This window comes from Pseudomonas sp. W2-17 (genome assembly GCF_041060445.1).
GTDB lineage: Bacteria > Pseudomonadota > Gammaproteobacteria > Pseudomonadales > Pseudomonadaceae > Aquipseudomonas.
Window position 1 is genome coordinate 24,504 of sequence record NZ_JAUFNS010000029.1, and the last position, 22,893, is coordinate 47,396.

The window sequence follows — 22,893 nt, forward strand, 5'->3', positions numbered from 1 at the left end:
CCGAATCAATGCCTCACATTTTGATCGTGGAAGACGAAACCATCATCCGCTCCGCCCTGCGTCGACTGCTGGAACGTAATCAGTACCAGGTCAGCGAAGCCGGATCCGTGCAGGAAGCTCAGGAACGTTTCAGCATCCCTTCGTTTGACCTGATCGTCAGCGATTTACGCCTGCCCGGCGCCCCCGGCACAGAGCTGATCAAGCTCGGCCAAGGCAAGCCGGTGCTGATCATGACCAGTTACGCCAGCCTGCGCTCGGCCGTGGACTCGATGAAAATGGGCGCGGTGGATTACATCGCCAAGCCTTTCGACCACGACGAAATGCTTCAGGCCGTCTCGCGTATCCTGCGTGATCGCCAGACGCTGCAAAGCATGCAGGCCGAACGCGCTGCCACCGCAAAAACTGCGTCAGGCGACAAGTCCGGTCCGGACAACAGCAACGGCGAGATCGGCATCATCGGCTCCTGCCCGCAGATGCAGGACATGTACAGCAAGATCCGCAAAGTCGCGCCAACCGACTCCAACGTGCTGATTCAGGGCGAGTCCGGTACCGGCAAGGAACTGGTGGCCCGCGCGCTGCATAACCTTTCCCGTCGCGCCAAGGCCCCGATGATTTCGGTCAACTGTGCGGCGATCCCTGAATCCCTTATCGAATCCGAACTGTTCGGCCATGAAAAAGGCGCCTTCACCGGTGCCAGCGCCGGGCGCGCCGGTCTGGTTGAAGCGGCGGACGGTGGCACTCTCTTCCTCGATGAGATCGGCGAGCTACCGTTGGAAGCTCAGGCGAGACTCCTGCGCGTCTTGCAGGAAGGCGAAATTCGCCGCGTGGGCTCGGTACAGTCGCAGAAAGTCGACGTGCGCCTGATTGCAGCGACTCACCGCGACCTCAAGAGCCTGGCCAAAGTCGGCCAGTTCCGCGAGGACTTGTACTACCGCCTTCACGTAATCGCGCTGAAGCTGCCCGCATTGCGTGAACGCGGCGCGGACGTCAACGAGATCGCCAATGCGTTTCTGGCGCGGCAAAGCCTCAAGGCCGGCCGCAACGACCTGCGTTTTGCACCGGACGCCGAGCAGGCGATTCGGCACTATTCGTGGCCAGGCAACGTGCGGGAACTGGAGAATGCGGTCGAGCGCGCAGTGATCCTGTGCGAGAGCCCGGACATTTCCGCAGAGCTGCTGGGTATCGATATCGAGCTAAGCGATCTCGACGTTAACGAGTTCATCGGCCTTGCCCCGCAAACGTCAGGCTCGTCAAGTTCCACCGCTGGCGAGCCGACCGAGGACTTGTCGCTGGAGGACTATTTCCAGCACTTCGTCCTGGAGCATCAGGACCACATGACCGAAACCGAGCTGGCCCGCAAGCTGGGCGTCAGCCGCAAATGCCTGTGGGAGCGTCGCCAGCGTCTGGGCATCCCGCGACGCAAGACCGGAGTGGCCAGCGAAACGTGAGTCAACCACTGCGCAGGCTCTGGCACGCGGGTTACGGGCAATGTGAAAAAACTGTTACCTCAAAAACGATGGCGTAACAAAACCGGGGCGTACGGTAACGAACCCCCGGTTTTTTTTTCGCCCGCGCAAAATAGCGTCAATTTGCCACACCCTTGGATTCAGCGGCCTGCAGCTCGTTTTGCAAAAGTTGGCACAGGTACTGCTATAGGTATCCGTACAAGAACAACAAAAATCAGTCACCCGAAACACCAACATAATAAAAACAAGACGAATCGACTCACGCATAACAAGAACAACACGGCGGAGGCGCAGCTAACTGATTGTTTTGGAGAGGCGTTGCATTTGGGACTTGTCCCGCAACCAGGCCGAGAACAACAAAAACTACCCTTAGGTAGAGCCTGAACTGGTTGGATCGATAGATCACTGCCGCACAGCGACCAAAGCAATCCGTTTGCTCTTGACTCCCGATTGGGAGGTTTCACAGGCGAAAGCCGTGAATTGGGCGGTCAACAAAAATAAAAAGCCCATCAGACAATAAAAATAAGAGCACGCACTTTGGGGGAGCTTCGGCTCCCCCAGTAGCATCCGCACTAAACACTTCCCCCCCGCTCGACACCCCGCGCCACGCAGCGCATTCAGTACCCGCACGCACCCATCGCGCTGCCTCCTACACCATCCCCCGACTAAATGCTAGAATCCCCGCCCATCGTGCGGTCACTCTTCGAAATTGGCCGAATATTCCTTCAAACAGTGCCTCCCATGCTGAAGAAGCTGTTCCAGTCATTCCGTTCCCCACTGCGCAAGCCGCAGCAACATGTGCGCACAACGCCTGAAGTGCTCAGCAGCAGCCAGCATTCGTTGCAACGCAATCAATTCAGCCGCTATGCGGTAAACATCGTCGAGCGCCTGCAGACCGCCGGCTACCAGGCCTATCTGGTTGGCGGCTGCGTCCGCGACATGATGCTCGGCATCACTCCCAAGGATTTCGACGTCGCCACCAGTGCCACGCCCGAGCAGATCCGCGCCGAGTTTCGCAACGCCCGTATCATCGGCCGCCGCTTCAAGCTGGTTCACATCCATTTCGGCCGTGAAATCATTGAAGTCGCGACCTTCCGCGCCAATCACCCGATCGATGACGAAGATGAAGACAGCAACCAGTCTTCACGTAACGAGAGCGGGCGCATTCTGCGTGACAACGTCTACGGCACCCTCGAAGACGACGCCCAGCGTCGCGACTTCACGATCAACGCCCTGTATTACGATCCGGTCACCGAGCGCGTCCTCGATTACGCCAATGGTGTGCACGACATCCGCAATCGCCTGATTCGTCTGATCGGTGATCCACAGCAGCGTTACAAGGAAGACCCGGTGCGCATGCTGCGGGCCGTGCGTTTCGCCGCCAAGCTGGATTTCGGTATCGAGAAGCACAGCGCCACGCCCATCCGCCCGCTGGCGCCCATGCTGCGCGACATCCCTTCGGCACGTCTGTTTGAAGAAGTCTTGAAGCTGTTCCTCTCGGGTTATGCCGAAGCGACGTTCGAGATGCTCGTCGATCTCGAATTGTTCGAGCCCCTGTTTCCGGCCAGCTCCAAAGCGCTGGAATACAATCCGACCTATACCCACACGCTGATCAGCGAAGCGCTGGCCAACACCGATCTGCGCATCAAGCAGAACAAACCGGTCACCCCGGCGTTCCTGTTTGCCGCATTGCTGTGGCCTGCCCTGCCCGCGCGCGTGCTGCGTCTGCAAGAGCGCGGTATGCCGCCGATCCCGGCTATGCAGGAAGCGGCTCACGAGCTGATCACCGAACAGTGCCAGCGAATCGCGATTCCGAAACGCTTCACCATGCCGATCCGCGAGATCTGGGACATGCAGGAACGTCTGCCGCGCCGCTCGGGCAAGCGCGCCGACCTGCTCCTGGAAAACCCGCGCTTCCGTGCCGGCTACGACTTTCTGTTGCTACGTGAGTTGGCCGGCGAAGAAACCGACGGGCTGGGTGAATGGTGGACGGATTATCAGGACGCCAACGATTCCGGACGCCGCGACATGATTCGTGACCTGGGCAGCAAGCCCGACGCTACCGGCCAGGCTCCGCGCAAACGCCGTCGCAGCAGCAGCGGCAAGCGCAAACGCGCCGGCGTCGACGGGGCGGAATAGCACCCGATGATCGAGCGCGTTTACGTCGGCCTGGGCAGCAACCTGGCCGACCCCGCCGAACAATTGCGAGAAGCGATCAAGGCCATGGGCCTGTTACCGCAGAGCAGTCTGTCAGGCATTTCGTCCTTTTATGTCAGCGACTCGCTGTTGCCGGGTCAGCCGCGTTACACCAATGCAGTCGCGGCGCTCGACACCTCGCTCCCTCCTCTCGCGCTGCTTGATGCCTTGCAAGGCATCGAAAACGATCAGGGCCGCGAGCGCCTTGAACGCTGGGGGCCGCGCACGCTGGACCTCGACATCTTGCTGTTTGGCGATCGCCTTATCGATGAGCCGAGACTGAAGGTGCCGCATTATCAAATGCAGGTGCGCGCGTTCGTGCTGTACCCACTGGCCGAGTTGGCGCCGGGGATCACCCTCGCCGATGGCCGCGCGCTGAATGATTTGCTTGCCCAGTGCCCGTTCGAAGGCCTGGAACGATTGCCGAGCTGACGCCGTTCTGCAGGCACGTTCAAACCGGTAACACCCGGAATTGACTTCCCGCCCCCTCCTCACGAAGATAAGCGTCCCAAAGCCGGGCGACCGGCCACAAGGCGCGGATCAGGCCGTTGCAAACATCGCGAAACGACGATGTGCCTGCCTCCCAAGATGAATCACGCGTTGCTCGCCGCAGTATTCACAGCGCCTGAATGAGGACTTTCCATGCCCGATATCACCGTTACGTCCCTGCTGGCTCTGAAGCAGAAAGGTGAAAAAATCACCATGCTGACCTGCTACGACGCGACTTTTGCCCACACCGCCAGCCAGGCCGGCGTGGAAGTGCTGCTGGTCGGCGACTCGCTGGGCATGGTCCTTCAGGGCCACGACAGCACGCTGCCCGTCACCACCGCTGAAATGGCGTACCACGTGGCCGGCGTCAAACGCGGCAACCAGGGCGCGCTGATTCTGGTGGATCTGCCGTTCATGTCCTACGCCAGCCCCGAGCAGACCTTCGCCAACAGCGCCACGCTGATGCAAGCGGGTGCGCACATGGTCAAGATTGAAGGCGCGGCATGGCTTGCCGACTCGATCCGGCTGCTGGCCGAGCGCGGCGTTCCAGTGTGCGCGCACATGGGCCTGACGCCCCAGGCGGTCAACGTGCTGGGCGGCTATAAAGTGCAGGGTCGTCTGGAGTCGCAGGCGCGGCAAATGCGGGCCGACGCGATTACCCTTGAGCAGGCCGGCGCCGCGATGATTCTGCTGGAATGCGTGCCGAGCGGACTGGCCCAGGAAATCACCCACGCCGTGAAAATTCCGGTGATCGGGATTGGCGCCGGCAGCGCCACAGACGGTCAGGTGCTGGTGCTTCACGATATGCTCGGGCTGTCGATCACCGGCCGTGTTCCCAAGTTCGTGAAGAACTTCATGGCCGGTCAGCCGGACATTCAGTCAGCGATCGCCGCTTACGTCAGCGCGGTCAAGGACGTCAGCTTCCCCGCCCCAGAACACGGATTCTCGGCATGAACACAGTTAAAACCGTTCGCGAGTTGCGCGCCGTCGTTGCCCGCGCACGCAGCGAAGGCAAGCGCATCGCCCTGGTGCCCACCATGGGCAACCTGCACAGCGGCCACATCGCGCTAGTCACCAAAGCCGTTCAACGGGCTGATTTCGTGATCGCCAGCATCTTCGTCAACCCGCTTCAGTTCGGTCCCAACGAAGACCTTGCGTCGTACCCGCGCACCCTCGCCGCCGATCAGGAGCAGTTGCTCCAGGCCGGTTGCCACCTGTTGTTCACGCCGACGGTCGAAGAAATGTACCCCCATGGCATGGCTGATCAGACCATCGTGCGGGTGCCGGTGGTGTCCGAAGGCCTGTGTGGCGGCAGCCGTCCCGGTCACTTTGACGGCGTTTCGACGGTGGTCAGCAAGCTGTTCAACATGGTGCAGCCGGACATCGCAATTTTTGGTCAGAAGGATTTCCAGCAACTGGCCGTCGTCAATGCGCTGGTGCGTGACCTGAACATGCCCATTCAAATCATCGGCGAACCCACCGTGCGTGCCGCCGATGACCTGGCCCTGTCGTCGCGCAATGGCTACCTGACTGAAGACCAGCGCGCTGCAGCGCCTGCGTTGTACCGGGTGATCAAACAGATCGGCACGGCATTGCAGAATGGCGAACAGGATCATCAGCAGTTGGTCGGCGATGGCGTCAAAGCCCTCGAAGCCGCGGGCTTCCGTCCTGATTACCTGGAAATTCGCAATGCAGTCAGCCTGCGTCCTGCGAGCCCGGATGATCATGATCTGGTGGTGCTGGGCGCGGCGTTTATGGGCAAGACGCGCCTGATCGACAACCTGCATCTGATCAAGGAATAACCTGCCCGCCCGGCTGAAGAACGCATCCGGTCACGTGTAAAGCAAAAGTCACGTGATCGGATGACCATCTGCGCCTATGCTCACTGCGCGAAACCGAGTGTGAAGCGCAGGCTTCGGCCTTTGCAGGGCGCTGGCGATGAACTTAGCCACACCCGCAATGCCATACCGATACAGTTCGTGTCAGACCAGCAACTCTACTCCGTGAGAAAAAGTACCGAGCAAAGGTAAAGCAAGGCGCAGACATCGGCGTTGCCGGGGACTAGTCTCTTATGCATCCACGAATTCATGTCCAATCCTGCTTTTCAGTGTCCAAAAGGCAGTTCAAGTACAAGGAAACCCGCAGCGATGGCGTACTACCGCACTCCTCATGACGTCACCACCCTGCCCGCCTGGCAGGCGCTCAAAGATCACCGCCAAGCGATGCAAAATTTCAGCATGCGCGAAGCATTCAACGCAGACCCCAAGCGTTTCGACGAATTTACGCTCAGCAGTGCCGGTCTGTTTCTCGACTACTCGAAGAACCTGATCACCGCCGAGACCCGTCAGTTGCTGGTCAATCTGGCCAATGAAGTCGGCCTGAAAGACGCCATCAAGGCGCAGTACGACGGCGAATTGGTTAACGCTTCGGAAGGTCGCCCTGCGCTGCATACCGCGCTGCGTCGCCCGGTGGGCGACAAGCTGCTGGTCAACGGCGTTAACGTGATGCCGGAAGTGCACAAGGTGCTGAACCAGATCACGGATCTGGTCGGGCGCATCCACGACGGCCTGTGGCGCGGCTACACCGAAAAGCCGATCACCGATGTGGTCAATATCGGCATCGGCGGCTCGTTTCTGGGCCCTGAGCTGGTGTCCGAAGCGCTGCTGTCCTACGCGCAGAAAGGAGTTCGCTGCCATTATCTGGCGAACATCGACGGCACCGAGCTGCACGAGCTGACCCAGAAGCTGCGCGCCGAAACCACGTTGTTCATCGTTTCGTCCAAGACCTTCACCACCCTCGAAACCCTGAAGAACGCCACCGCTGCCCGCGCCTGGTACCTCGCCCAAGGCGGGTCCGAAGCCGAGCTGTATCGTCACTTCATCGCGGTGTCGAGCAACAATGCTGCGGCAGTTGCGTTTGGCATTCGTGAAGAAAACATCTTCCCGATGTGGGACTGGGTCGGCGGCCGTTACTCGCTGTGGTCGGCCATCGGCCTGCCTATTGCGCTGGCGATCGGCATGTCCAACTTCAAGGAGCTGTTGTCCGGCGCCTACACCATGGATCAGCACTTCCAGAACGCCGAGTTCGAAGAGAACATGCCGGTCCTGCTGGGCTTGCTGGGTATCTGGTACGGAAATTTCTGGGGCGCGCAAAGCCACGCGATCCTGCCGTACGACCATTACCTGCGCAACATCACCAAGCACTTGCAACAGCTGGACATGGAATCCAACGGCAAGAGCGTTCGCCAGGACGGCGTGCCAGTCAAAACCGACACGGGTCCGGTCATCTGGGGTGGCGTTGGCGCGAACGGCCAGCATGCATACCATCAGTTGCTGCACCAGGGCACCCAGATGATCCCGGCCGACTTCATCGTGCCAATCGTCAGCTTCAACCCGGTGTCCGACCACCACCAGTGGCTGTACGCCAACTGCCTGTCCCAGAGTCAGGCCTTGATGCAGGGTAAAACCCGCCCCGAAGCGGAAGCCGAACTGCGCGCCAAGGGCGTACCGGAAGACGAAGTGCAGCGTGTCGCGCCGCACAAGGTCATTCCGGGCAACCGTCCGAGCAACACCATTGTCGTCGAGCGCATCAGCCCTCGCCGTCTGGGCGCACTGGTCGCGATGTACGAGCATAAAGTGTTCGTGCAAAGCGTGGTCTGGGGCACGAATGCCTTCGACCAATGGGGCGTTGAACTGGGCAAGGAGCTGGGCAAAGGCGTTTACAGCCGTCTTGTCGGCACCGACGAAACTGTCGCTGAAGACGCGTCGACCCAGGGCCTGATCAACTACTTCCGCGGTCGTCACCGCGGCTGATCTGCCGTCCTGTAACACCTCGAAACCCGCTCTCTCGCAAGAGGCAGCGGGTTTCGTGCATCTGCGTGTCTCAGTCTTCTATGTCGGGAAGCACCGTCGGATCGAGTTGAACGGTGTGCTGCGCCGGATTGCGCACGCAGAGCAACTGATCGTCACGCCGCCCTTCCTTCGGGCCGACGCGCCGCAGGTGCATCAACGACCCGCACCAGGGGCATTGCGCAGTCAGACGATTCACCCTCAGACGCCCCGCCTTGCTGATCTCCAGATAGTGCCGGGAGCCGAAGAAATGCTCGAATTTATGTCGCCGAAGCAGGGCCGACATCCCGACGGCCATGACCCCAACGATGAATGAAAACATGAACAACGTTGACCACGAGCTCTGCCCGCCCAATGGCGGCTGGAACAGGGTGAAGTACAGCCCGATCAGGCTGGCGATTCCCGTGATATACCCAAAGACAGAGACGTTGTGGCTGTCGAGGCTGCGCCCGCCAAACGCCGGGTGGCGCTCGATGTGCAGTTGCTCGGGTGTGAAGGTGGGGCGTTCGTTGTGACTGATGTTCACGTTGGCGCCACGAAAGTCGCCGACGCCGACGTTCAGGCTGTGGTCGCCGCTTTGATTGCCATGGTTATCGTTCGACAAAAGTGGGCTCCTGAAGCATGACCGCGGGAATGGCCGGCGATTGTCACTGCATTCACGCGTGCCAGACATCAGCCGCGTCCGGAACTTGAGTGGGAATTCGAGACACTTTCTGTCATATATTTCCGAAGGAGACAGCCTGCCTAGTCACCGCCACCTCCGCGCCCTTTCACACTTTCACGGATCTCCATGGAATTCATACGTACGCGCATCGAAACCCAGGTCATGAGCATGACCGGCCTGGCGCTGGGCCAGCTGGACATGGAAAACCCAAAGGGCGACCCCGGCTTATATGGGCCGCAGGCCGTGTGCTGGCGTGTGCACGGGGATTTTCCGAGCATGCTGATCGGCGGGATCTGCGCGTTGATGCTGCAAATGCTCCATCCGCGGGTGCTGGCCGGGGTCTGGGATCACTCCAATTTCCGCGAGGACATGCTTGGTCGGCTGCGGCGAACCGGGCAGTTCATCTCAGGCACGACCTTCGGTTCGACCCATGACGCCAACTGGCTGATCGACAAAGTGCGCGGGATTCACTCGAAGATCAGCGGTACCACCCCGGACGGCAGCGTCTACCACGCCAACGATCCGGAGCTGCTGACCTGGGTGCATGTGGCAGAAGTCAGCAGTTTCCTCGCAGCGCATTTGCGCTATCTGAATCCAGACATGTCGCGGGAAGATCAGGACAGGTACTACGCCGAGACGGCCATGGTCGCCGAGCGGCTGGGCGCGCGCGGGGTGCCGCATTCAGTACAAGAGGTCGACGCATACGTTCGCAAGATGGGCTCGCAACTGCTGTGCGACGAACGCACGCTGGAAGTGCTGCATGTCTTGCGCAACGCCCCTGCGCCAAGCCGGCTCGCCAAACCCATGGGCAACCTGATGATGCAGGCGGGCACTGAGTTGCTGCCTGACTGGGCCAGCGAGATGTTGGGCATTCATCATGGCGCGCTTGCACGCACGATGATCCGCGCTGGCATCAACCGCACCGCGCCCGTGCTGCGTTGGGCAGTGCGCAACGCGTCGGTTCATCGGGCGAAACGGAGGATGGGGGTGGTTTGATCGCCGTAGCAGCGAAATCCGGGCGACAAAGGGCTTAAATTATCATCGTCATTCATGCAACCATGCTCTCCCTTGATCCGGCTGCCCGTCCTGTTTTCTTCACCTTTTTCATGCCCGGGCCGGCGCCGCGTCGCACACCACTGAGGATTCGCACCATGCAAGACGTCGTAATCGTTGCCGCTACCCGCACCGCGGTGGGCAGTTTCCAGGGCTCGCTGGCGAATATTCCGGCAGTGGATCTCGGCGCTACCGTTATCCGTCAACTGCTCGCGCAGACCGGTCTGGACGGTGGGCAGGTCGATGAGGTGATCATGGGCCAGGTGCTGACGGCGGGCGCCGGGCAGAATCCAGCACGTCAGGCTGCGATCAAGGCGGGTTTGCCGTTCACAGTGCCGGCCATGACGCTGAACAAGGTCTGCGGCTCGGGCCTCAAGGCGCTGCATCTGGGGACCCAGGCGATTCGTTGCGGTGATGCGGAGGTGATCATCGCCGGAGGCCAGGAAAACATGAGCCTGTCGAACTATGTGATGCCGGGCGCGCGAACCGGTCTGCGCATGGGCCACGCGACGATGGTCGACACGATGATCAGCGACGGTCTGTGGGACGCTTTCAACGATTACCACATGGGCATCACTGCCGAGAACCTGGCCGAGAAATACGACATCAGCCGTGAGGCGCAGGATGCGTTTGCGGCTGCGTCGCAACAGAAAGCTGCGGCGGCCATCGAGGCCGGGCGCTTCGTGGATGAAATCACCCCGGTCCTGATTCCTCAGCGCAAAGGCGATCCGCTGTCCTTCGCCATCGACGAGCAGCCACGCGCGGGCACCACCGCTGAATCCCTGGGCAAGCTCAAGCCGGCGTTCAAAAAGGACGGCTCGGTCACGGCAGGTAATGCGTCATCGCTGAACGACGGTGCGGCGGCGGTCATTCTGATGAGCGCCCGCAAAGCGGAAGAACTGGGCTTGCCGGTGCTGGCGCGGATTGCGGCTTACGCGAACGCGGGTGTTGACCCGGCGATCATGGGCATCGGCCCGGTGAGCGCAACTCGCCGCTGCCTGGACAAGGCGGGTTGGTCGCTGGAGGAGCTGGATCTGATCGAAGCCAACGAAGCCTTCGCTGCGCAATCCTTGTCGGTTGGCAAGGAACTGGGCTGGGACATGGACAAGGTCAACGTCAACGGCGGCGCCATCGCCATCGGCCACCCGATCGGCGCATCGGGCTGCCGCGTGCTGGTGACCCTGCTGCACGAAATGATCAAGCGCGACGCGAAGAAAGGCCTGGCGACGCTGTGCATTGGCGGCGGACAAGGCGTGGCGCTGGCGTTGGCCCGGCCATAAAAGCCTGGCCGAAACTGAAGTGTAGGACCGGCTTCAGCCGGGAAGAAGCCGGTGCGAATACCCTTTCGCGGTGTGACGCCCGACGCTTTCCCGGCTAAAACCAGTCCCACTAAAAGCACGCGCTCGGTCAGTGGGACCGGCTTCAGCCGGGAAGAGGCCAGCTCAAACGCCCTCACTTTCGCGGCGTCACGCCTGACGCATTCCCGGCTAAAACCAGTCCCACTAAACGCACGCGCTCGGTCAGTGGGACCGGCGTCACATGCACATCACTGCCAGCCAAACCTGCGGACATAGAACCCCTTCACCGCCTGAGTCAGCGCCACGTACCCGATCAGGATCAGCGGCAGGATGGCGAAGTACAGCGGTGGCAGCGCCTCCAACTTGAAGTAGTGCGCCAGCGGCCCCATCGGCAGGAAGATGCCCACGGCCATGATCACCCCGGTCATCACCATCAACGGCATCGCCGCGCGGCTTTGCAGGAACGGGATTTTCGGCGTGCGGATCATGTGCACGATCAGTGTCTGCGTCAGCAGGCCCACGACAAACCAGCCGGACTGGAACAGGGTCTGATGCTCAGGCGTGTTGGCGCCGAACACGTACCACATGACCGCGAACGTAGTGATGTCAAAGATCGAGCTGATCGGCCCGAAAAACAGCATGAAGCGTCCCACATCCGCAGGCTGCCAGCGCTGAGGTTTTTTCAGCAGTTCCTCATCGACGTTATCGAACGGAATGGCGATCTGGGAGATGTCGTACAGCAGGTTCTGCACCAGCAGGTGCATCGGCAGCATTGGCAGAAACGGGATAAACGCACTGGCGACCAGCACCGAGAATACGTTGCCGAAGTTGGAACTGGCCGTCATCTTGATGTACTTGAGCATGTTGGCGAAGGTCCGGCGCCCTTCCAGCACGCCCTCCTCCAGCACCATCAGGCTCTTCTCCAGCAGAATGATGTCGGCGGCTTCCTTGGCGATGTCCACCGCAGTGTCCACGGAAATACCGATGTCGGCCGTGCGCAGCGCAGGCGCGTCGTTGATGCCGTCGCCCATGAAACCCACCACGTGCCCGTTGGCCTTGAGCAGCCGCACGATGCGCTCCTTGTGGGAAGGCGTCAGCTTGGCGAACACATTGGTCGTTTCGACCGCGACCGCCAGCTCAGCGTCGCTCATGCGCTCGATATCACCGCCCAGCAGCAGGCCCTGACGTTCCAGACCGACTTCGCGGCAGATCTTCGCGGTGACGCGCTCGTTGTCGCCGGTCAGCACTTTCACCGCCACGCCATGCTCGGCCAGCGCTTTAAGCGCCGGTGCCGTGCTTTCCTTCGGTGGATCGAGAAACGCCACATAACCGATCAGGGTCAGGTCGCTTTCGTCAGCCAGACCATACGTGTCGCGGCCCGCCTCCATAGGACGTGCTGCCACTGCCACCACGCGCAAGCCTTCTTCGTTGAATGCAGCGGTGACGTTCAGAATGCGCTCGAGCAATTCAGGCGTCAGCGCTTCTTCGGCATCGCCATGACGCACGCGGTTGCACACGCTCAGCACTTCTTCCAGCGCGCCTTTGCAGATCAGCAGATGCGGTTCGCGCTGCTGTTGCACCACCACCGACATGCGCCGGCGATTGAAGTCGAACGGGACCTCATCGACCTTGCTGAACGCGGTGCCGACTTGCAGCTCGCGATGAATCTCGACGTGCTCCAGCACCGCGACGTCCAGCAGGTTTTTCAGGCCGGTCTGGTAGTAGCTGTTGAGGTAGGCCATTTCCAGCACGTCGTCGGACTCGTCGCCCCAGACGTCAACGTGGCGTGCGAGAAAAATCTTGTCCTGGGTCAGCGTGCCGGTCTTGTCGGTGCACAGCACGTCCATGGCGCCGAAGTTCTGGATGGCGTCGAGGCGCTTGACGATGACTTTCTTGCGCGACAGGAACACCGCGCCCTTGGCCAGCGTCGAGGTGACGATCATCGGCAGCATTTCCGGGGTCAGCCCGACCGCGATGGACAGCGCGAACAGCAGCGCTTCCATCCAGTCGCCCTTGGTGAAGCCGTTGATGAACAGCACCAGCGGCGCCATCACGAACATGAAGCGGATCAGCAGCCAGCTGACTTTATTGACGCCTGCCTGAAACGAGGTCGGCGCACGATCAGTGGCGCTGACCCGCTGCGCCAGTGCGCCGAAATAGGTGTTGTTGCCGGTGGCCAGAATGACGCCCGTCGCCGCGCCGGATACCACGTTGGTGCCCATGAACAGGATGTTTTCCAGGTCCAGCGGGTTGACCGTATCAACGCCCTGTCGCCGCGCGAATTTCTCCACCGGCATGGATTCGCCGGTCATCGCGGCCTGGCTGACGAACAGGTCCTTGGCGCTCAGCACGCGGCAGTCCGCTGGGATCATGTCGCCGGCAGACAGCACGATCAGGTCGCCCGGTACCAGTTGCTTGATCGGCAGTTCGATTCGTTTTTGCTTTGCGTTATCGGCAGGGTCGAACGTGCTGTCAGCACGGCGCATGACGGTCGCCGTGTTACTAACCATCGCCTTGAGCGCGTCGGCGGCCTGATTGGAGCGCGCCTCCTGCCAGAAACGCAGCAGTGTGGAGAGCACGACCATGGAGAAAATCACCGTGGCGGCTTTCATGTCTTCGGTCAGCCACGAGATGAACGCCAGCAGGGTCAGCAGCAGATTGAACGGGTTTTTGTAGCAGTGCCACAGGTGCACCCACCATGGCAGCGGCTGTTCGTGCTCGACTTCGTTGAGGCCGTGTTGCTCGCGCAGGCTTTGCGCTTCGGTTTCGGTGAGACCGTCGGCGTGGCTGCTCAGGCGTGCGAGCAATTCAGGCACCTCGCTGCTGGCACCCCGTGTCAGGGTTTGCGCCAGGGTGGGCGGCACTTCGCGGCTGACGGTTGCGTCGGTCACGCTGTCGAGCGTCGCCAGCCGACGAAAGTGCCGGCCGAGTTTGCGGGTGCGGACGAAGTCTGCGAGGAATTCTTTCAGGAGGGTGTACTTCATGGTTATGTCCCCTGGACTGAAGGCTGCTGGAGCTGAGAGCACAGGAACCTTGAGCGGGTACGGCCGACCTCAGGCGCCGCGCTCGTTCATGGGCAGGCGCCGCAGGCTGGCCCGCGCAGCAAAAGCCGCGCGCGTCCGATACGCAGACGAACGATAGAGGCGTCGGTCATCACGCAGGATTGGGCGTCAGGGAAAGGACAGGAGAGCGGGCTCTGATCAGAGTCCGCTGGCACTGCCGCTTCTCACGTTGTCGGCGAGATAGCGGCAGTGAAAAGACTGCGCGTTATCGTGCCGAGGATTGGCCGGTCGTCATCACCGGCTGACGTCTGTCACTCGAACAAGTACCCACTGTGGGTCTCCGCATTGGTTGAAAACGGGCGAAGCATACGCCCGGGTTTTATGAGAGTAAATCGCCAGCACGGAGGGTGTGGGGGTTTTGTAGAAGTCTTCAGGAACGGTTCAGGAACCGGGGGATGACGCCCCTTGTAGGAGTGAGCTTGCTCGCACATGCGTCATATCTGAGACCCCAAGGTTGAACTGATTCACCTCAGTTTCTGTAGGAGTGAGCTTGCTCGCGATGGCGTTATGTCTGCGAAGAGGATGTCGTCTGACACGCCGCTATCGCGAGCAAGCTCACTCCTACAGTGGTTTGCGGCGAGGGCAGTGCGAAAGTCCGTAGAAGCTTGCTGGCGAACGGGCGGCAACACCGGCATTGGCCTTGCTGATAAACTCCCACGCCCTCATTCCTGCCCCAAGGCCGAGCATGTCTTCGTTGAATCAGGCGCTCAGCGTCGCCCTCGATAATCGTCAAACCCTGCTGGCGGAACTGCACGCCCAAGGCACCGACTGTTATCGCCTGTTCCACGGCAGCCAGGAAGGCGCGAGCGGGCTGACGGTCGACCGCTACGGCCCGCAACTGCTGGTGCAGAGTTTCCACAACAGCCTGGATCTTGATTCGCTGCTCGCGCTGCATGCCACCGTCAATGCGCGGCTGGGCCTGGAATTGATGCTGGTTTACAACGACCGCTCCCAGGGCAATTCGCGGGTTGACCGGACTGACCCGATCTATAAAGCCGACGACGCTGCGCTGGCCGATCTGATCGGCCATGAATGGGGCCTGAATTACCGGGTGCGCGGTCGTCATGCCGGGCAGGATCCATTGCTGTTCCTCGACCTGCGCAACGCCCGCGGCTGGGTCAAGCAACATGCCGCCGGCAAGAGCGTGCTCAATCTGTTCGCTTACACCTGCGGCGTTGGCCTGAGTGCAGCGGCGGGTGGCGCGCGCGAGGTGTGCAACCTGGATTTCGCCGAGGGCAACCTGGCGGTCGGGCGCGAGAACGGCCTGCTCAATCCGCAGCTGCCGACCATGCAGTTCGTCCAGTCCGATTACTTCCCGGCCATTCGCCAATTGGCCGGGCTGCCCATCGCTTCCCGTCGCGGCCACAAGCTGCCGAGTTACGTGCGCCTTGAGCAACGCCAATACGATCTGGTCCTGCTGGACCCGCCGGCCTGGGCCAAGAGCGCCTTCGGCACGGTGGATCTGCTGCGTGATTACCAAAGCCTGCTGAAACCCGCGCTGCTGACCACCGCCGAAGACGGCGTGCTGATCTGCTGCAACAATCTGGCGAAAGTCAGCCTGGACGATTGGCGCGAGCAAGTGCTGCGTTGCGCCAGCAAGATCGGCCGACCCGTGCGCGACTGCCAGGTGCTGACCCCGGGCGCCGACTTTCCGTCACAGGATCAACAGCCCCCGCTCAAGACATTGATCTTGCAGCTGTGATGCTCAAACGGGCCTGAGGAAATTTCCCACACGGATTGAAGCGACTGGATTCGGAACCAGATTGGCGTGCCATACTCCAAGGACCTCCCATCGAGAGAGTCGGCGACCTACATGCCCAAAGGATTGAAACGCGCCATCGGCGCCCTGCTGGCCGTCTTCGCCATTTACAGCGTGCTGGGGTTTCTGATCCTGCCAGGCGTTGCATTGCGAACCATCAATCAACAGCTGGCCAATTACAGCACGGTGCCGGCCAGGCTCGACCGTCTTGAGCTCAATCCCTACAGCCTTGAAGTCACCCTCTGGGGCCTGAACGTCGGCACTCCGGGCAAGGAACAGGTCGCTTTCGCACGGCTTTACGCCAACCTGCAAATCGACAGCCTGTGGACCAAGGCCCTGCACCTCAAGGCCGTCGAACTCGACAAACCCAAGACCGAGCTGCTGTTCGCCAAGGACGGAACGCTCAACCTGGCTGGCCTGTTCAAGCTGCCTGCCAGCGAACCCGCAAAACCAGACGAACCTCCAGGCAAGCCATTTCCGCTGCGTATCGGCGAGATCAAGCTGGCCGACGGTTACGTGCATTTCCAGGACATGCGCCCCAGCGAGCCGATCGAGTTTCTCTACGACGCGCTGAATTTCGAGCTGAAAAACCTCAGCACACTGCCGGAAGACAACGCCGACATGACCCTGGTCGCCGCAGGGCCTGAAGGCGGTCAGATCGACTGGGTCGGGCGCATCAGCCTGGTGCCGATCGCGTCGGAAGGCACGCTCAAAGTCACCGATGGCAAGATGAAAGTCTGGTGGCCCTACGTTCGCGATGCCCTGCCGCTGGTGCTCAAAGACGGCGTGCTCAATTTCAACACCCACTACACACTCAGTCTGGCCAAGGAGACCGAGCTGCTGCTGGACAACACGTCCTTGAGCGTCGCGCCCTTCGCCATCGATGCCCCGGACGGCAGACCGCTGGCTCGCCTGAAAAAACTGAGCGTGAGCGAGACGTCGATCGATCTGGCCAAGCAGTTGGTGACCGTCGGCAAGATTCGCAGCGACGGCCTGGAAACCTGGGCGACGCGTGAGTCGGACGGTGAGCTGGACTGGCAGAAGCTGTTCGCCAGCCAGCCTGCTAAAGCGCAGGCGAAAAAAGTTGAGGCTGAAAAGCAGCAGCCCGCGACCGCCACCGCCACCGCCACCGGCACTGAAACCACCGCCAGCGCAAAACCAGCGGCGCCGAGCAAGCCGTGGCAGGTGTTGCTGCGCGATACGCAGCTGCGCGACTACCGCATTCACCTCGCCGACAAGGTGCCGAAAGAGCCTGTTGCGGTTGATGTCGGTCCGCTGAACCTGGACCTGACCGGCTTCGACAGCCTCAACAAGTCCCCCTTCAAGCTCAAACTCGATACCGGCGTGGGCAAGCAAGGCAAGCTGACCGCCGAGGGCGAGGTGAATCTGGCGCCGGTTCGCGCCAATCTCAATGTCACCACCCGCGATATCGACCTGCGGGTCGCGCAGTCCTACGTCACGCCATTCATTCGTCTGGAAGTTCGGAGCGGCATGCTCAACAGCGATCTGGCAGTCGACCTGAAAAGCACGGAGCCCTTGGCGCTGGGCATTACCGGCAAGGCGCAGGTCGACCAGTTGCACACCCTAGACACCCTCAAGTCGCGGGATTTCGTGAAGTGGCAGCGGCTGAATGTCGAGGGGCTGAATTTCCAGCTCGGCGACAGCCTGACCATCGCTACGATCAACATTGATCAGCCCTATGCCCGATTCATGATTGCCGACGATCGCTCGACCAATATCGACGACCTGCTGATTCCTCAGCCTGCTGATCAACCCCCTGCCGCGCCGAAAGCCAAGGCTGCCGCCAGTAGCGAAAAGCCGATGGGCATTCGCATTGGCGAAGTGAACATCACCAACGGGTCGGCCAACTTCGCCGACTTCAGCCTCACGCCGAACTTCGCCACGGCCGTTCAGCAGCTCAACGGTAAGATCGGCACGCTGGATAACCGCCAGGACAAACCGGCGACGGTGAACATCAACGGCAAGGTGGATCGCTATGCGCCGGTGACCATCAAGGGCGCGCTGAACCCGTTCAACCCGATGGCGAGTCTGGACATCGCGACCAGCTTCAAGCGCGTGGAACTGACCACGTTGACGCCCTACTCCGGCAAGTTCGCCGGGTATCGCATTCGCAAGGGGCGGTTGAATCTGGACCTGCATTACCTGATCACCAAAGGCCAGCTCAAAGCCGAGAACAAGGTGGTGGTCGAGCAGCTGCAATTGGGCGAGAAGGTGGACAGTCCGGACGCGGTGAATCTGCCGCTGAAACTGGCGATTGCCCTGCTCAAGGATACCGATGGGAAAATTTCCATCGAGCTGCCCGTAACGGGCGATCTCAACAATCCGCAGTTTAGCGTGATGCCGATTGTCTGGCAGACGCTGCGCAATCTGGTGGTGAAGGCGGCGGCGGCGCCGTTCAAATTCATCGGCGGATTGATCAGCGGCGGTGGCGGCTCTGAAGACCTGGGCACGGTGTCCTTCGCGCCAGGGGTTGATGAGTTGAGCCCTGAAGCCATGGCTTCGCTGGACAAGCTGGCGGCGGGATTGAAAGCGCGTCCGGCGTTGCGCCTGGAGATTGAAGGCACCAGCGCTGAAGCGAGCGATGGGCCTCTGATTGCCCAGCAACGCCTGGAGCGCGAATACCAGAGCACGTACTACAAGATTCTCCAGCGCCGTGGCGACAAGGTGCCTGCGCAGCCGAGTGATCTGACCGTGCCTGCTGATGAAAAGGCGCCGATGCTTGAGGGCATCTATCGCACGCGCCTGAAACAGCAGCCGCCGGCCGAGTGGGTAAATCTAGGCAAGGAAGAGCGTCAGAACAAGCTGCGCGAGGCGGTGCTCAAATCCTGGAGTTCGAGTGCGCTGCTGTTGCGTCAGCTCGGTCAGGCGCGGGCCGGAAGCATCAAGGACTACTTGGTGGACAAGGGCCAGTTGGCAGACGAGCGGGTGTATTTCATCGACACCACCCTCGGCCAGCCGGAAAAAGACGGTCGCGTCATCAGCCCCCTGCACCTCGACAGCGAGTAATGATTTTGATGAATGCGATAACGAGGATGGCGTTGGTTCTCGGATTGACCGCGCTTGTTGGCGTTGCCCAAGCGGATACATTGCGCTGCGGCAGCCAGTTGATCAGCGTGGGCGACCGGATGTTTGAAGTGCAGCAGAAATGCGGCCAACCGGTCAGCCAGGACATAATCGGCTACAAGGAAACCGTCAATCACTACCGCCAGGTGGATCAGGTGCAGGTTCAGGAGTGGATCTACGGCCCGAGCAACGGGATGTACCAGTACCTGAGATTCGAAGGCGGGCGATTGGTGAGGATTGATAGCAAACGCGGGAGGTGATGGCGCCTGCCCTGACGCTTTCCCGGCTAAAGCCGGTCCCACAAAAAGCACGTGGTCTGTCTGTGGGACCGGCTTTAGCCGGGAAGAGGCCCGTGTGAACACCATAGATTTCCGGTGCCACGCCCAACGCATTCCCGGCTAAAGCCGGTCCCACTAAGTGAAGGGCCATCAGCCATCAACGCTCGTGCAATGCCTCGGCGCGGGCTTTCAGCACGGGTTTGAGCAGGTAGCTCAGGATGGTTTTCTTGCCGGTGATGATGTCCACCGAAGCGACCATGCCGGGGATGATCAGCAGCGGGTGCTCATCGGTGCCGAGGTGGCTGCGGTCGGTGCGCAGTTTGATCACGTAGAAGGTGTTCTTCTTCTCTTCGTCCTGAATGGTGTCAGCGCCGATCTGCTCCAGCTTGCCTTTCAGCCCGCCGTAGATCGTGTAGTCGTAAGCCGTGAACTTGATCATCGCTTCCTGCCCCGGGTGCAGGAAGGCGATGTCTTGCGGGCGAATGCGCGCTTCTACCAACAGCGTGTCATCCAGCGGCACCACTTCGGCAATGTCGCTGCCCGGTTGAATAACGCCGCCGACGGTGTTGACCAGCATTTGTTTGACCACGCCGCGCACCGGCGATGTCACCATCGTGCGGTTGACGCGGTCTTCAAGGCCCTTGGCCGTCGACTGCGCTTTCGAAAGATTGGTGCGCGCTTCGTTCAGTTGGGTCAGCGCGTCGCTGCGGAATTTGCCACGGGTTTCATCGATCTTGCGCTGCACTTCGGCAATCGCCGCCTGTGCGCGAGGGATCGCCAGCGTGGTGCCATCCAGCTGACCACGGGTTTCCACCTCGGAGCGTTTCAGCCGCAGGATGTCCACCGGCGACACGGCGCCTTGGGACACCAACGGCTCGGACATGCCGATTTCCTGGCGCAACAGGCCCAGGCTGCTGCGGTACTGCTCCTGCTTGGAGCCGAACTCACGCAATTCCTGCTGACGCTGAATCAATTGCTGCTGCAAACCACCAATCTCATCCACCAGTTGCTGACGGCGGCTTTTGTACAGCGACTCTTCGTTGGCTGCCTGATTCGGCACCAGCTTGCGGGCTTCGGCGCTGATGTTCAGCGGACGGTCATCGACCTCGGCGCTCAGACGCTCAACCCGCAGCTGCATGGCCAGACGATCAGCCTCGGTTTCGCCAACGTTGGAGGCAAAGCGCGTGTCGTCGAGGCGAATCAGCGGGGCGCCGGCGTCGACGATCTGGCCGTCGTGGGCGTAGATCTGCGCGACGATGCCGCCTTCCAGGTTCTGGATTTTCTGGATCTTGGTCGACGGAATGGCCTTGCCCTCGCCCTTCGTCACTTCATCGATCACGGCGAAGTTGGCCCAGGCCAGCAAGAAGACGAAGAACAGAATCACGGCCCAGATGGTCAGCCGCACGATGCGCGGAGCATCATCGACCAATGCCTTTTTGACTTCGGGCAGCGCCTGGCCTTCCAGCGACGGCGAGCCCTTGAAGTAGCCGAAGATGCCGCCACCGGAGTTTTGACCTGATTTAAGCAACACTGATCTGCCCCTTCTTCAACGCTTCCATAACGGCGGCTTTCGGGCCGTCAGCCACGATCTGGCCGCGGTCGATGACCACCAGGCGATCAACCAGGCTGAGCAACGAAGCGCGGTGTGTCACAAGAATCACGGTCTTTTTCTCGATAACGCCATGCAGGCGCTGCTTCAAACGTTCTTCGCCGGTGTTGTCCATGGCGCTGGTGGGTTCGTCGAGCAACAGGATCGGCGGATCGAGCAACAAGGCCCGCGCCAGGGCAACGTTCTGCCGCTGCCCGCCGGAAAGGTTCTGCCCGCGCTCGCCCACTTGCAGCTCGTAGCCCTGCGGATGCAGGCTCGCAAATTCATGCACACCGGCCAGTTCGGCGGCCTGCAGCACCATTTCGTCGTCCACGTAACGCGCGCCGGAAATCAGGTTGTCGCGCAGCGTGCCCGACAACAACTGGATGTCCTGGGCGACGTAGCCGATGTTGTGGCGCACTTCGCTGACGTCGATCTGGCGAATGTCGACGCCATCCACCAGCAGCGAGCCTTCGTCCGGTTGATAAAGGCCGACCAGCAGTTTGGCCAGGGAGCTTTTCCCCGAACCGCTGCGGCCGATGATGCCGACCTTCTCGCCCGGGCGGATGACCAGATTGATATTACGCAGCGCCAGGTTCTGCTGGTTCGGGTAAGTGAACTCAAGGTTGCGGAATTCCATGGCGCCCTGCAGGACCTGACGGCTGAGTGGGCGCTCGTCGAAGTTACGCTCCTGTGGCAGCTCCATCATTTGATCGACCGACACCATGGTCACTTTCGCTTGCTGGTAACGGGTCAGCAGACCGGACAGTTGCGCCAGCGGGCCAAGGGCGCGGCCGCTGAGCATGTAGCACGCCACGAGGCCGCCCATGCTGAGGACGCCGTCCATGATCATGTAAACGCCGAAACAGATCATCGCCACGCCTGCCAGTTGCTGGATCAGCAGGGTGATGTTCATGGCGAGACCGGAAAGCACTTTGACGCGCAGTTCCAGGCGGCTGAGCGTGCCGATGGTGTGTTCCCACTGGTACTGACGCTCGCTTTCGGCGTTGTTGACCTTCACCGCGTCGAGGCCGGCGAGGGTTTCGATCAGGCTCGACTGACGCTCGGCACCCAGCGCCATGGTGCGCTCAAGGGTGGAAGTCAGCGGCTTTTGCAGGAAATGGCCGATGCCCAGCGCCAGCGGGAAGGCAATGATCGGAATCCACACCAGATGCCCGCCCAGCAGCGCGATCACCAACAGAATGATCAGCGTGAACGGCAGGTCGATGAGGCTAGTCAGGGTCAGCGACGTGAGGAAGTCACGCATGCCCTGGAACTCATGAATGTTCTGGGCATAGCTGCCGACCCGCGCCGGGCGAAACTTCATCGCCATGCCGACGATACGTTCGAACAGCGTGGCGGAAATGATCAGGTCGGTTTTCTTGCCGGCCAGGTCCAGGCACAGACTGCGCAGGCCCTTGAGCAAAAGATCAAACAGAAACGCGCCACAGATACCGGTCGCCAGCACCCACAATGTAGCGGTGGCCTGGTTGGGCACGACTCGGTCGTAGACGTTCATCACGAAAAGAGGGGTAGCCAGCGCGATCAGGTTGATCACGAAGCTGGCAGCGATCGCGTCGACGTAAAGCCAGCGAGACAGCTTGAGGGTGTCCTTGAACCAAGAGCGAGCGCGCGGGATAAGCGAGCCTTGGGTCACGTCAAATTTATGTTGCGGTTGTGCGAAAAACACCCGACCGCTGTAGTCCTGCGCCAGCGCTTCGGTTTCGATCAGCACTTCGCCGCCATTGCTTTCGCTGATCAGCAGGCGGGCCGATTCGCCCTCCCAACCAAGCAGAACGGCAGAGCGCCCGTCTTTCAGGAGCAGCAAGGCGGGCAATGCGATCTCGGGAATCTGGTTGAGTTTGCGTTGCAGCAAACGCCCCTGCAAACCCGCCCGGGCTGCGGCGCGGGGCAGCAAATCCGGGCTCAGGCGCTGGTCGGGCAATGGCAGACCGGTGGTCAGCATGGCCCGGCTCGCCGGCTTGTGATGCAGGGCACAGAGTGTCAACAGCCCGTCGAGTAGCGGATCGTCGTGCTGGCTGCGTGGATCATGACCTAATTGAGCCGAAGGTAATTCCAAGTCCACGCTGACACTCTCTTTCTTAACG

General features: G+C 60.9%; 15 protein-coding genes. 11 read left to right on the forward strand and 4 right to left on the reverse strand.

Translation table 11 applies throughout. From position 1 onward, the window contains the following. Nucleotides 1-8: 8 nt before the first annotated feature. From QWI20_RS24750 to pgi, 6 genes are all read left to right on the forward strand, one after another. A complete protein-coding gene (locus QWI20_RS24750; protein WP_369307642.1) occupies nt 9-1,448 on the forward strand; it encodes a sigma-54-dependent transcriptional regulator in 1,440 nt (479 codons plus the stop codon). 759 nt (nt 1,449-2,207) lie between these two features. Then, a complete protein-coding gene (locus QWI20_RS24755; protein WP_369307643.1) occupies nt 2,208-3,605 on the forward strand; it encodes a polynucleotide adenylyltransferase PcnB in 1,398 nt (465 codons plus the stop codon). Nucleotides 3,606-3,611: 6 nt separating this feature from the next. After that, nucleotides 3,612-4,094 carry a 2-amino-4-hydroxy-6-hydroxymethyldihydropteridine diphosphokinase gene (gene folK, locus QWI20_RS24760; RefSeq protein WP_369307644.1) on the forward strand — a complete coding sequence of 161 codons (483 nt, stop codon included), beginning with the start codon at nt 3,612-3,614 and terminating at the stop codon, nt 4,092-4,094. A 210-nt stretch (nt 4,095-4,304) separates the two neighbouring features. Then, nucleotides 4,305-5,105, forward strand: coding sequence for a 3-methyl-2-oxobutanoate hydroxymethyltransferase (panB, locus tag QWI20_RS24765; RefSeq protein WP_369307645.1), 801 nt, complete (start codon nt 4,305-4,307; stop codon nt 5,103-5,105). Beyond that, on the forward strand, nt 5,102-5,953 hold the full coding sequence (gene panC / locus QWI20_RS24770) for a pantoate--beta-alanine ligase (protein ID WP_369307646.1): 852 nt from the start codon (nt 5,102-5,104) through the stop codon (nt 5,951-5,953). The genes panB and panC overlap by 4 nt, the downstream gene beginning before the upstream one ends. A gap of 345 nt (nt 5,954-6,298) precedes the next feature. After that, nucleotides 6,299-7,963, forward strand: coding sequence for a glucose-6-phosphate isomerase (pgi, locus tag QWI20_RS24775; RefSeq protein WP_192174607.1), 1,665 nt, complete (start codon nt 6,299-6,301; stop codon nt 7,961-7,963). Nucleotides 7,964-8,033: 70 nt separating this feature from the next. Here pgi and QWI20_RS24780 read toward each other — a convergent pair whose 3' ends face one another. Continuing rightward, nucleotides 8,034-8,603 carry a hypothetical protein gene (locus QWI20_RS24780; RefSeq protein ID WP_369307647.1) on the reverse strand — a complete coding sequence of 190 codons (570 nt, stop codon included), beginning with the start codon at nt 8,601-8,603 and terminating at the stop codon, nt 8,034-8,036. A 186-nt stretch (nt 8,604-8,789) separates the two neighbouring features. On the opposite strand from QWI20_RS24780, the gene QWI20_RS24785 reads away from it, so the two are divergent. Together QWI20_RS24785 and QWI20_RS24790 are read left to right on the forward strand one after the other, a co-directional pair. Continuing rightward, nucleotides 8,790-9,659, forward strand: coding sequence for an oxygenase MpaB family protein (locus QWI20_RS24785; RefSeq protein ID WP_369307648.1), 870 nt, complete (start codon nt 8,790-8,792; stop codon nt 9,657-9,659). A 155-nt stretch (nt 9,660-9,814) separates the two neighbouring features. Continuing rightward, a complete protein-coding gene (locus QWI20_RS24790; RefSeq protein WP_369307649.1) occupies nt 9,815-10,996 on the forward strand; it encodes an acetyl-CoA C-acetyltransferase in 1,182 nt (393 codons plus the stop codon). Between the two features lie 266 nt (nt 10,997-11,262). Here the strand turns inward: QWI20_RS24790 and mgtA are convergent, their stop codons facing one another. Beyond that, entirely contained in the window at nt 11,263-13,998 is a 2,736-nt protein-coding gene (mgtA, locus tag QWI20_RS24795) for a magnesium-translocating P-type ATPase (protein WP_369307650.1), read from the reverse strand. A 763-nt stretch (nt 13,999-14,761) separates the two neighbouring features. Between mgtA and QWI20_RS24800 the strand changes: the two genes are divergently transcribed. The 3 genes from QWI20_RS24800 to QWI20_RS24810 all read left to right on the forward strand — a co-directional run bounded on the left by QWI20_RS24800 (nt 14,762) and on the right by QWI20_RS24810 (nt 19,179). After that, on the forward strand, nt 14,762-15,778 hold the full coding sequence (locus QWI20_RS24800) for a class I SAM-dependent rRNA methyltransferase (RefSeq protein ID WP_369307651.1): 1,017 nt from the start codon (nt 14,762-14,764) through the stop codon (nt 15,776-15,778). Nucleotides 15,779-15,889: 111 nt separating this feature from the next. Then, nucleotides 15,890-18,862: a DUF748 domain-containing protein gene (locus QWI20_RS24805; RefSeq protein ID WP_369307652.1), complete on the forward strand. Its 2,973-nt coding sequence runs from the start codon at nt 15,890-15,892 to the stop codon at nt 18,860-18,862. Nucleotides 18,863-18,888: 26 nt separating this feature from the next. Beyond that, nucleotides 18,889-19,179 (forward strand): DUF2845 domain-containing protein, encoded by a 291-nt coding sequence (locus QWI20_RS24810; RefSeq protein ID WP_369307653.1) that lies wholly within the window; start codon nt 18,889-18,891, stop codon nt 19,177-19,179. 175 nt (nt 19,180-19,354) lie between these two features. Here the strand turns inward: QWI20_RS24810 and QWI20_RS24815 are convergent, their stop codons facing one another. Further along, a complete protein-coding gene (locus QWI20_RS24815; protein WP_369307654.1) occupies nt 19,355-20,728 on the reverse strand; it encodes an HlyD family type I secretion periplasmic adaptor subunit in 1,374 nt (457 codons plus the stop codon). Beyond that, nucleotides 20,718-22,871, reverse strand: a complete 2,154-nt coding sequence (locus QWI20_RS24820; RefSeq protein WP_369307655.1) for a type I secretion system permease/ATPase — start codon at nt 22,869-22,871, stop codon at nt 20,718-20,720. Before QWI20_RS24820 ends, QWI20_RS24815 begins: the two co-directional genes overlap by 11 nt. Between the last annotated feature and the right edge of the window lie 22 nt (nt 22,872-22,893).